Below are 12931 nucleotides of genomic sequence, written 5' to 3'. Positions count from 1 at the left end.
CAACTGCCCGTAAAAGCCCGATTGGTTCAACTAATAATCAGTGGGGGATAAAGCCCCCCCCACTGATTAAAGTTTCACTTTATAAATCTTTCACTCGTAGTACACGCATTGCATTTAATACTGCCAGTAGTGTCACACCAACATCTGAGAAAACAGCTTCCCACATTGTTGCAATACCGAAAGCACCAAGTAATAAAACTAATCCTTTTACTCCTAATGCAAAGATAATATTTTGCCACACAATGCGTCGTGTACGTTTTGCAATGTTTACAGCTGTTGCAATTTTTGAAGGCTCATCAGTCATAATAACGATATCTGCTGCTTCAATTGCTGCATCTGATCCTAAACCACCCATTGCAATACCAACATCGGCTCTTGCTAATACCGGTGTATCATTAATACCATCACCAACGAAAGCAACTTTTTCTTTTCCATGCTTCGCTGCATCAATTTTTTCAATCTCTTCTACTTTTTGTTGCGGTAATAGTTCTGCGTGAACTTCATCTAAACCTAATTCTTTACCAACAGCTTCACCAACTGGTTTTGCATCACCAGTTAACATGACTGTCTTCTTAATACCTAGTTCTTTTAACCTTTGAATTGCTTGTTTTGAATCTTCTTTTACCTCATCAGAGATAACAATATAACCTGCATATTTTCCATCTACAGCAACGTGAACTAATGTACCTACTGTTTCTGGTTGCTTAAATGTAATGTTCTCTTTTCTCATTAATTTAGCATTACCTGCAAAAATTTCTTTTCCTTGTACTTTTACGACTGTACCGTGACCAGAAATTTCGTTATAATCATCGATTATTTTTTCATCAACTGATTTTCCATATGCATTTCGAATCGATTGTGCAATTGGATGGTTAGAATACACTTCAGCAAATGCTGCATACTCTAATAATTCTTCATTTGTAATGCCTTCGCTTGGTTCCATTTTTGTAACTTTGAAGACACCTTTTGTTAATGTGCCTGTTTTATCAAAAACAATATATTTCACATCATTTAAAGCTTCTAAATAGTTACTTCCTTTTACTAACACACCACTTTTAGATGCGCCACCGATACCTCCAAAGAATCCAAGAGGAATAGATACAACTAACGCACATGGACAAGAGATTACTAAGAACACTAAAGCTCTATAAATCCAATCCGAGAATGTAGCTCCTTCTAAAATAAGTGGTGGAATAAACGCCATGATCGCTGCTGTAATTACTACAACTGGAGTGTAGTAACGCGCGAACTTCGTAATAAAGTTTTCTGTTGGCGCTTTTTTACTGCTTGCATTTTGAACTAAATCTAAAATTTTTGATACAGTTGATTCACCAAATTCTTTTGTAACTTCAATTGTTAATACACCATTTTGGTTCACAAAACCACTTAATACATCATTTCCAATTTCAACTTCACGTGGTACAGATTCACCAGTCAATGCTGAAGTATCTACCATTGATGTTCCTTCAACTACTTTTCCGTCTAACGGTACTTTCTCACCAGGTTTCACGATAATATAATCGCCGATTTGTACATCTTCTGGTGATACTTGTTTCGTTTCATTTCCAACCTTTACATTCGCGTAATCAGGACGAATATCCATTAATGAAGTAATTGATTTTCGAGAACGGTTTACCGCAATACTTTGGAATAGTTCTCCTACTTGATAGAATAACATTACTGCAACCGCTTCTGGGTATTGTTGAATTGCGAAAGCTCCTAGTGTTGCAATTGCCATTAAGAAGTTCTCATCAAACACTTGGCCACGAGTTATGTTTCTTACTGCTCTCCAAACGATATCTCCACCGATTAATACATACGCAAGGACGAATAACGGAATTGTGATCATTTGTGGTAAGCCAGCTAATGCAGCAATTGCTGTCAAAATTCCGCCGACCACTAATCGTCCTACCATCTTTTTCACATTTGCTTCACCATGATCATGATCATGACTATGTCCATGGTCATGACCACCCTTTTCTTCACGAACAACTTTCACATCTGGTTCTAACTTTTGAACGACATTTGTTATATTAGCTACAGTCGCTTCTAGTTCCCTTTTATTCGCTACTTCAACTCGTAATTTCTTTGATACGAAATCAACAGTTGCTGCTGAAACCGTCGGCATTTCCTTAACTTTATTTTCAATCTTCATCGCACAATTTGCGCAATCTAAACCTTCTAATATAAACACTTCTTTTGCCATTTTTGCGTTTTTTTCTTCTTGCACTTTAATGTGCGGTTCTAATTTTGTAACGAGTTGTTTTGCTTCTGTAACAACTTCACTTTCTTTATTTTGCGCTGTTTCTAAAACCATTGTTTTTGTCGCGAAATTTACAGAGCAAGAATTTACTCCTTCTATATTTCCAACGCCTTTTTCAATTTTCATTGCACAGTTCGCACAATCTAAACCTTCTAACATCAGTTTCTTTTTCACTAATGCTTCAGCCATCGTTCTCCCTCCTCGCGTTCTATTTATTCTTCCTCGTTTACGTGTTCAAACGCTTGCTCGAAGATATGAATTACGTGTTGATCAGCTAACGAATAATAAACGACCTTTCCTTCTTTACGATTCTTTACAAGTTTCGCTTGCTTTAACACACGAAGCTGATGTGAAATAGATGATTGTGTCATTCCTAATAAATACGCTAAATCACAAACACACATTTCAGCTTCAAATAACGCATGTAATATTCTCGTACGTGTACGATCGCCTAATACTTTAAATAATTCTGCTACTTTACTTAAACTTTCATCCGTTGGAATTGTTTGTTTTACTTGATCAACAACTTCTTCATGAATTATCGTTTGAGAACATGTCTCTTGTGGTGTTTCTACTTTATTTCCAGCCATTATAGCTCACCTCTTTATTTGAACATATGAACAATCATTCATATATCTTATACCTTTATTATATGAGCGTCCATTCATATGTGTCAATGAAATCTCATACATTTTTTTGAACATTTCGTTCACATTTAAAAAAGATCTACACATATTTTCCGCATCCATTACATTCTCATACAAAAAGAATATACACTTTGCACAAAAGAAAAAGCCTTGCGCGTTCCCTAGACGCACAAGGCTTACTATACTTATATCCCTTTTAACCAAGCTTTTAATTAGCTTGTTCTAAATTATCCTGCGAACTTCCATCGTCTTTTAAATGACTATGTTTTTTCGAATAAACAAAGTATACAACTACTCCAATTGCTAACCAAATACCGAAGTAGATCCATGTTGTTAATGGTAGGTTAAACATTAAGAATAGACAACATGCGATTGAAATAAGCGGTAGCGTTGGTACAAGTGGTACCATAAAGCCACGTTTTAAGTTCGGATGTGTTTTACGAAGAATAATAACTGACACACCTACCATCGCAAATGTTAACAATGCTCCAATATTCGCTAAATTCGACAATTCTTTTAAATCGATAAATCCAGCAATTAAAGCACTACCAATACCTGTTAACCAAGTTGAAAATACTGGTGCTTCTGTCTTTTTATTAATTTTCGCAAATGATTTTGGTAATAAACCATCACGGCTCATCGCGAAGAATACACGTGTCGTTGCATAAATGTAAGCAAAGATTACAGCCATAATACCAATTACAGCTCCAACTGCGATTACACCTGCTACTTTATCTTGTCCTACAACTTCTAACACATATGCCATAGCTTCTGGTACATCTAATTCTTTATAAGAAACCATACCTGTCATAACGAGACATACTACAACATAAATAATTGTACAAATAACTAACGAAGCAATAATACCAATCGGTAAATCACGTTGTGGATTTTTTACTTCTTCAGCAGAAGTTGCTAATGCATCAAATCCTAAGAAAGCAAAGAATACTGCTGCTCCGCCGGCAAAGATTCCGCTAATACCGTATGGTGCAAATGGTGTCCAGTTTTCTGGTTGTACGTAGAACGCACCAACTGCAATGAATAAAATAACAATACCAATTTTAATTAATACCATTATGTTATTCACACGCTTACTTTCTTTCGTACCTCTTGATAGTAACCAAGTTAAAACTAATGTAATGACTACTGCTGGTAAATTCACGATCCCACCTTGTGATGGAATCTTTAACAACTCTGTTGGAATTTCTAATCCGAATCCACTCACTAAGTTATTAAAATAACCTGTCCATCCACCTGCTACTGCAGCAGTTGTTACGACATATACAGATAGTAATGTCCATCCCATTAGATGGGCAATAAACTCACCAATTGTCGCATATGAATATGTGTACACACTACCTGAAACCGGAAGTGTAGATGCAACTTCTGCATAACATAATGCTGCAAATCCACAAACAATTGCTGCAATCATGAATGAAAAGATAACTGCTGGACCAGCATCTCTTGCTGCTACTAATCCTGTTAATACTAGTACTCCTGTACCAATTATCGCACCAATCCCTAGCATTGTTAGGTCAAATGCCCCTAGCGTTTTCGTTAAAGTTTTACTTTTACTTTCCCCTAACAATTGCGTAACGGATTTCTTTTTAAATAGGTTGGCCACGATGTATGCCCCCTTTTGCCAAGAAGAGCTAAGAGATATTCACTCTTAGCTCTTATCATGTTGGTTTATATATTGTTCGATTTTGTTTTGTATAATGCTTCTATTAGCAAGATACTGTTTCTGCTTCTAATAATTCTTTAGCACCTTTGTACTCTACACCGTGAGCTTCTGCAACTGCTTCGAATGTTACATAGCCATCTAATGTGTTAATACCTTTTAGTAATGCAGAGTTGCCTAAGCAAGCTTCTTTGTAGCCTTTGTTAGCAATTTGTACTGCGTATGGCACTGTTACGTTTGTTAATGCAAGAGTTGATGTACGTGGAACCGCACCTGGCATGTTTGCAACTGCATAATGAACAACGCCGTGTTTTTCGTAAGTTGGGTTATCATGAGTTGTAATACGGTCAGTTGTTTCGAAAATACCACCTTGGTCAATCGCGATATCTACAACAACAGAACCTGGTTCCATTGATTTAATCATTTCTTCTGTTACAAGTTTTGGCGCTTTTGCACCTGGGATTAATACTGCACCAATTACAAGATCAGACTCTTTTACAGCTTCTGCAATATTGTACGGATTAGACATTAAAGTTTTTACTTGGTTTCCGAAAATGTCATCTAATTGACGAAGACGTTCTGCACTTAAGTCGATGATTGTTACATCCGCACCTAGTCCAACTGCAATTTTAGCAGCATTTGTACCAGCTTGTCCACCACCGATGATTGTTACTTTACCACGTTTAACCCCTGGAACACCTGCAAGTAAGATACCTTTACCGCCTTTGTTCTTCTCAAGGAATTGTGCACCAATTTGTGCAGCCATACGACCAGCTACTTCACTCATAGGTGCAAGTAATGGTAGAGAACGGTTTTCTAATTGTACTGTTTCATATGCAATAGAAACAACTTTCTTTTCGATTAATGCTTTTGTTAATTCTGGTTCTGGAGCTAAGTGTAAGTATGTGAATAAAATTAAACCTTCGCTGAAGTGTTTGTATTCGCTTTCAATTGGTTCCTTAACTTTCATAACCATTTCCATGTTCCAAGCTTCTTCAGCTGTATCAACAATTTTCGCTCCTGCTTCAACATACTGAGCATCTGTGAAACCAGATCCTAAACCTGCACCCTTTTGAATGAATACTTCGTGATTGTTACGAATTAAATGCACAACACCTGCTGGTGTCATTGCCACACGGTTTTCGTTGTTTTTAATTTCTGCTGGTACCCCAATACGCATAATGAAATGCCCCCTTATAATTAACAGAAAAAAGAAAGTCTTTTTTCTTTTTGTAATAATTAATAACTTATGTCCTTATTCTAGCATAACTTAAAAGTTATGAAAACGCTAACATACTATATTTTTAAAGTTTATATATTTAGAATAGTGTAAATATATGGAACATTGATTCTATTAGCCTCTTTGTTCCATCTCATTATCTATCACGCTATTTTTATTATACTCCTTCAAAATAAGTAGTAATCATTTATTATTTGACAATAATGTAACGATGTAAGAAATCTCAATGATGCCGTATACATATACAGTTATTAATTTACACAATACTTTAGAGATATATTCTTTTTATAAAGTGCAACTTTAATCAGTGGGGGTTTTGTTCATCCCCACTGATTATCAGCCCTCACCAATCGGGCTTTTACGAGCAGTTGATCCCCCACCTAACTTCTTTGCTTCCCCTGAATTTTGAGGTGGGGGTCTTACCGCCCGTTAATGCGGGATAAAAAAACAGCTGCTAGCATTTAGCTAGCAGCCGGATAACTTATAAATAACTTGGAAAATAAATCATCTGTTGTTTCCGTAATTTTATCAAACAGATCACTTTCTTCCTCTTCTTGCTCTTTTAACATCTTAATTGTTTCACGTGCCGATTCAGGATAATCGGTAATGATACCATCTACGTTCAATTTATAATATCCCTTTAAACTTTCCATATCATTTACCGTCCATACGTAAATTGGTTTATTTAACTTCCTTGCTTCTTTTACTAATTTCTTATTTAACATGTATTCTTCCGCTACATAAAAATCAGCCTTTACATTCTTTAAGTGAGCTCTACTTGCATATAATATATATCCTACTTTTATATTTGGATTTGCACGCTTAAACTCTTTTATAAGCGGATAATGTAACGTTTGAATAACACATTGCTTCTCAAATTCATTATCTTTAATCGTTTTTAATACTTTGTTTACAAAGTCTTTTTCGCCCCCATGAAGCTTCACTTCAATATTGAGTTTGATTTTACCCTTTGCCAACTTAATGATTTCATCCAGCGTACTGATTTGTCCTGAAAAACCATCTTGACTAAGGGTAAGCTGCCTTAACTCTTCCATCGTTAAATCCGAAACATGAACGTTAGCATTGGCAAGACGTTTCAACTTCAAATCATGTATAACTGCTAGTTCACCGTCTTTTGTTTGTAATACATCTATTTCAGCGTAGTCTGCTTTCGCATCAATAGCTCCCTGCACAGCTTCTTTCGTATTTTCTACACCTTTTGAAATATAACCGCGATGAGCCATAATAATCGGTTCTTTATATGTGTTTGTAATAAAGGTCACAATGAAAGCAACAACCATTCCCGCCGTAATAATTCCTACAATATATACACCAATAAATTTCCAACGATGTTTTTGGAAGAAACATTTATCTGCCTTCGTCTTTGAATAATCTAATCCTTCTTCTAATAAAACATCTTCGACTGGAACCTTTTGTAAATACAATCTTGTTAACGCCATAATATAGAACGGCGTCATAATAAAGCTAAATAGATACAATGTACTTGTTAGGAAAACTGAAATAGTTGACTCTGCTAGTAGTGCAAATGTCCCTTCTGGGTTTGTAAATTCATATACTCCCCACAGACAAAGTAAATAAACTCCTACACATAAAAGAAAAACAATTCCTACAGATATGAAAAAACCTACTAAAAAGAACAAAACTTTAAAGAAGCTTTCTTTTACTAAGTTTGCGCTTTTGCGTGCTGCCGTACGGAACGGCTTCTCCTCTAAAACGATAATAGGTAAAACAAAAATCCAACGAAGGTTCAAATAGGCAACTACAGCAAAGAAAGTATAATATCCAACTTGCCCCATTGTTGTCTTAAATAGTTCACCTGTAATAAAATTAGGAATTTGAATTTCAGGAATCAATGCAGATTTATATCCCATACTTAATAGTGGTAATAGTACAACTGCATACAAAACAAAGCCAGGTAAGCAATATGTAAACAGAGAAGGTAAATACGTTACTGTTTTATATAAAATCGGACGTAATCTCACCTTTTGCCTTTTATGAGCGAAGTACGAAATGATAATAAGTACTGCAAACTCTGTAAAAATCAGGAACAATGCCAATATAGATAAAATTACGATCGCCAAAATCCCGTATGGGGTTTTCAAAAATGCTAATAACTCATCATTTGTTGCGTTTGCATACCCACCAAAGTACAACAACTTATTGAAAATAATACCGAAAAGTGGGATAAACACAATCGCTGCTAACAATTTATAAGCAAGTTGGAATGTTAACACATTCCAAAAGGCAAATCTAACAGTTTGAAAGGAATGTCTCATTACTCCTGGTATAGATAGTCTTTTACGGTGTTGCATATATTCCTCCACATTCTAAAACGATATTTGAGATGGATTCCACATTTCCATTTCTAACCCATCCCTTTAATAATAATAATAATATATTCCGCTTAACATGAACACTCTTATACATACAATGAAAAAAGTGATGGCTACTTCCCATCACTTTTCACTTACTCTATTTTTTCTCTAACCCTTGTCCAAATGCTTTCAAGAAGCTAAATCCGAATGTGATGGCTCTATTGATATCTGGATCTTTTAACACTTTAAAGAAGTCCATCACTTTTGTTTTTTTACCACTCTTTAATTCATCTGTTGCAAATTGCAATCCAGTGACTAAACTCGATGTGATTTGCTTTGTTACTTCTGGGTCAACTGAGGACAGTGCTTCCCCCGCCCCCATCATATTGTTAAGTGCATTTTTAACTGGTTCACGATTTAATTGCTCCACAGCGATTTTTGAAACATCTTCCTTAGCAGCAAGTAAACTAATCGCCGCATCTAATATTCCAGCCTTCTGTAACTGCGCTAACAGCTGCATCGTTTCTTCTACTGCTTCACGATTATTAGATAGCTCATTTAGAAGTTCATCTGCTACTTGCTGTTTCTGTTCTTCCTCTGTTACAACTTTCTTTTTAATTAAAGTAATCTCTTTCGCCACTATCTCCGCCCCCTAGTCCACGAGTGATACGTATTGTTTTCTTTGCCATTTTTGCTCGATTTCAACACCATTTTGCGGATTACGCTTTTTATCTCGCGGGTTTGAAGATGGTAACGGACGATTTCCTTTTTCACGTAATACACGCATTTTCACCATCGTTTGTTTGTACGCCGGTGTACACGTATAAAGGTCTGTTGCCGTCCCAGTTAAAATATTGATCGCTTCTTCATTTATCGTTGCATGCATCGGTAAGTATAGCTCTTTCCCCGTTACACGCTCAGTAATAAGCGCTTGTACTTTAATTTTGCCAAATGGTGATGCTAATTCTACAAGACCACCATCTTTCACATTGCGCTCTATAGCAAGTTCAGGTGAAATTTCAACGAACACTTCAGATACTTTAGATAAAATACCAGCCGACTTATTCGTCATATTCCCTTCATGGAAATGTTCTAGCATACGTCCATTATTTAAAAGTAAATCATACTCATCTGGCGCTACAACTGGTGGTATCCATTCATCTAATGATAAACGAGCTAGTTTATCTGGGAAGTTAAATCCGTCTACATATAATAGCGGTGTATCACTACCATCATGACTACCCCAACATAAACTATTCCATCCTTCTAGACGATCGTACGTTGCTTGAGAGTATAACGGTGCAAGCGATGCGATTTCGTCCATAATTTCACTTGGACTTTCGTAATTCCAATCCCCGCCGAGTGCACGAGCAACTTTTTGTAAAATCCACCAATCTGGTTTTGAATCACCTAGTGGTTTTAATACTTCATATAATCTTTGAATACGTCGCTCTGTATTCGTAAACGTTCCTTCTTTTTCTAAGCTTGGTGCCGCTGGTAAAATAACATCAGCAAAACGAGCTGTTTTTGATAAGAACATATCTTGAACAACGAGGAAGTCTAAATTCGCTAAAATATGTTGCACATGGTTCGCATTGGAATCGACTAAAGCCATTTCTTCCCCCATGACATACATACCACGTAGTTTTCCTTCTTCTGCCGCAAGTAACATTGCGATATTATTTAATCCTGGTGCTTTCGGAATCGTTGTGCCGTATGCTTTTTCAAACTTAGCACGAAGCGTATCATCCGATACTGCTTGATAACCTGGAAGCCAGTTTGGTAATGTCGCCATATCACAAGCACCTTGTACATTATTATGACCTCGTAATGGATATGCGCCTGCACCAGGACGACGATAGTTCCCCGTAACAAGCAGTAAATTGGAAATGGCAGCAGATGTTGTACTTCCTCCTGTATTTTGCGTTACACCCATTCCCCAAAGTATACAAGTTCCATCTGCTTCATATACCATACGAGCCATTTCTTTCAGGTTTTCTTTCGAAATTCCCGTAATTTCTTCTGTATAATCAAGCGTATACTTTTCTAACATTGTGCTATATTCATCAAAGTTCTTCACATTTTCAGCTATGAACTTTTTATCATGCCAATCTTGATCAATAATATATTTCGTAATACCAGCAAGCCATACGTAATCTGTACCTTGACGCGGATGAATAAATAAATCCGCACGCTCTGCCATTTCATGTTTACGAAGATCTGCTACAATCAGTTTTTGCTCGTGTAATTTATGAGCACGTTTTACACGCGTCGCGAGTACAGGATGTCCTTCTGTTGGATTCGCACCAACGATAATGACAAGGCCTGCTTCAGCTATATCTTTCACTGTTCCAGCATCGCCGCCCATACCGACGGTTTTAAATAAACCATCTGTTGCTGGAGATTGACAATAACGAGAACAATTGTCTACATTATTCGTTCCATATATTTGTCGAGCTAGTTTTTGCATAAGGTAATTTTCTTCATTCGTTACTTTCGATGAAGAAATGAATCCAAATGCATCGCTGCCGTATTCAGATTTAATATGCTGCATGTTAGAAGCAACAACTTCTAACGCTTCTTCCCATGAAGCTTCAACAAACATATCTCCTTGGCGAATTAATGGCTTCGTAATTCGATCTTCACTATTTACAAAGTCCCATCCAAATTTACCTTTTACACATGTGGAAATACCATTAACCGGTGCATCTGAAACAGGTTGCACTTTTAATATATGGCGATCTTTCGTCCATACTTCGAATGAACAACCGACACCACAAAATGTACAAACTGTTTTTGTTTTATTAACTTTCGTCTTACGCATCGCAGCCTCTACTTCTGAAACCGCTAAAATACTACTATATCCAGGCTCTACATCCTTTACAAAATCAATCATCGGATCTAACACGTCTGGTTTTAATCCTGTCATGAATCCTGCTTCACCTAACATTGATTTTTCCATTAACGCATTACATGGACATACTGTTACACACTGCCCACAACTTACACAAGATGAATCGTTTATACTTACACCATTATCCCATATAACACGCGGACGATCTAAGCTCCAGTCTATCGATATAGTTTCATTAACCTGTAGGTTTTGACATACTTCTACACACTGTCCACAAGCAATACATTGATTTGGATCATACCGATAAAACGGATGTGACATATCCACTTCACAAGCACTTACTTTCGGCTCATACGGATATTTCTGTTCTTCAATTCCCATCATATGTACGGTGTTATGGACTTTACAATTACCATTATTGTTATCACACACGGTACAATACAATAAGTGATTCTCTAATATTCGATCCATCGCCTCAGTCTGTGCTTCTTTTGCACGCTGTGACTGTCTTTCAATATGCATACCGTTCTCTAATTTCGTTGAACAAGCACGCATTAACTTCCCATCTACTTCTACAATACACGTATCACAAGTTTGAATTGGATCTACTTCTGGTACATGACAAATTTGAGGATGTTCCAAATTACTCTCGTTAAATAATTGTAGTATCGTCTTTTCACCCGATGTGGAAAATTCTTTACCATCCACGGTTACACGGACTGTCTGTTCTGCCATAGTTTCCCCTCTCCTTACAACCAACTGTACAACACAATTATGAATCCGTTTTCAAAATCGCATTACTGTACATATTTTTGAAACGCTCTGCCCAAATGCTTTCTTATGAAGTCGATTCTAGATGTTATAAGGTATAACTACGAAAGCTTGAAAATATCACTATTCTACAGTTCTATTATATCGTACATATACAATAATAACCAAAATAATCTGTGATCTTCTTCCTAATAGGTGTTTTTATTTTTTCCGTTGTTTTATGATAAATATGGGAGAGAAATACATAAAAAAGGGGAATTTAATATGGAGCCTACGCAAGAAACGTATACAATTGTACGCTATCAATCTGGTACATTTTCAAAACAACTGGATGAGATTGTTACAGAATCTCCTATCACGATTAAATTGAATGGTGAAGAATATGTAACAGTCGTATGTACACCAAATTATATTGAAGATATGGTAATTGGGTTTTTAATTTCTGAGGGGATTATTTCTTCTTATAAAGATGTTGAAGAACTATGGGTGCAAAAAGATAACGGAATTGTCCATGTAACATCATCAAAAATAAATCCGCTCTATCAAAATTTATATAATAAACGATACATCACTTCCTGCTGCGGAAAAGGTAGACAAGGTTTTATTTTCGTTAACGATGCAGCAAAAGCAAAAGATTTACATGATATACATGTAAAAATTACTCCTGAAGAATGCTTTTACTTAATGAATACTTTACAACAATCTTCCACTACCTTTCGCCAAACTGGCGGTGTTCACAATACCGCGCTATGTGATCGAAACAATATCCTCCTATCAAGAATGGATATTGGAAGACATAATGCATTAGATAAAATATATGGACATTGTTTACGCAACGATATATCTGTTAAAGGAAAAATCATTGCATTTAGCGGACGCATTTCATCCGAAATTTTACTCAAAGTTTCAAAAATCGGATGTGAAATTGTTCTATCTAAATCCGCACCAACAAAATTAGCATTGCAACTCGCTCACGATTTAGGCATTACCGTCGTAGGATTTATTAGAAATGAATCTTGTAATATTTACACACATCCACATCGAATTGATGGTTATCGATCGAATAACTAAAATAACTCCTCAATCGAGGAGTTATTTTAGTTATGAAAATGTAACATATCAAACACTTGAATAGTTAA

At 36.2% G+C, this 12931-nt stretch carries 8 protein-coding genes; 1 reads left to right on the top strand and 7 read right to left on the bottom strand.

Going from position 1 to position 12931, the window contains the following annotated elements; all coding sequences use genetic code 11:
• Window positions 1-79: 79 nt before the first annotated feature.
• The 7 genes from MKY00_RS03115 to fdhF all read right to left on the bottom strand — a co-directional run bounded on the left by MKY00_RS03115 (window position 80) and on the right by fdhF (window position 11756).
• Complete coding sequence (locus MKY00_RS03115) at window positions 80-2452, bottom strand: heavy metal translocating P-type ATPase (protein WP_016716430.1); 2373 nt, start codon at window positions 2450-2452, stop codon at window positions 80-82.
• 23 nt (window positions 2453-2475) lie between these two features.
• Entirely contained in the window at window positions 2476-2853 is a 378-nt protein-coding gene (locus MKY00_RS03110) for an ArsR/SmtB family transcription factor (RefSeq protein WP_000918377.1), read from the bottom strand.
• Between the two features lie 265 nt (window positions 2854-3118).
• A complete protein-coding gene (locus MKY00_RS03105; protein WP_001284877.1) occupies window positions 3119-4534 on the bottom strand; it encodes an amino acid permease in 1416 nt (471 codons plus the stop codon).
• 103 nt (window positions 4535-4637) lie between these two features.
• Window positions 4638-5771 (bottom strand): alanine dehydrogenase, encoded by a 1134-nt coding sequence (gene ald / locus MKY00_RS03100; RefSeq protein WP_001219742.1) that lies wholly within the window; start codon window positions 5769-5771, stop codon window positions 4638-4640.
• Between the two features lie 521 nt (window positions 5772-6292).
• Window positions 6293-8164: a glycerophosphoryl diester phosphodiesterase membrane domain-containing protein gene (locus tag MKY00_RS03095; protein ID WP_001164743.1), complete on the bottom strand. Its 1872-nt coding sequence runs from the start codon at window positions 8162-8164 to the stop codon at window positions 6293-6295.
• A 160-nt stretch (window positions 8165-8324) separates the two neighbouring features.
• The gene (locus tag MKY00_RS03090; protein WP_001040528.1) at window positions 8325-8807 is read right to left on the bottom strand and encodes a DUF1641 domain-containing protein; all 483 of its coding nucleotides are present in this window, start codon (window positions 8805-8807) and stop codon (window positions 8325-8327) included.
• Between the two features lie 12 nt (window positions 8808-8819).
• Window positions 8820-11756: a formate dehydrogenase subunit alpha gene (gene fdhF, locus MKY00_RS03085; protein ID WP_016716429.1), complete on the bottom strand. Its 2937-nt coding sequence runs from the start codon at window positions 11754-11756 to the stop codon at window positions 8820-8822.
• Window positions 11757-12056: 300 nt separating this feature from the next.
• Between fdhF and fdhD the strand changes: the two genes are divergently transcribed.
• Complete coding sequence (fdhD, locus tag MKY00_RS03080; RefSeq protein ID WP_016716428.1) at window positions 12057-12863, top strand: formate dehydrogenase accessory sulfurtransferase FdhD; 807 nt, start codon at window positions 12057-12059, stop codon at window positions 12861-12863.
• Window positions 12864-12931 lie beyond the last annotated feature (68 nt).

It is taken from the genome of Bacillus sp. FSL R9-9834, assembly GCF_038006905.1.
Lineage (GTDB): Bacteria > Bacillota > Bacilli > Bacillales > Bacillaceae_G > Bacillus_A > Bacillus_A pacificus.
This window is presented reverse-complemented; position numbering and strand designations above follow the sequence as displayed.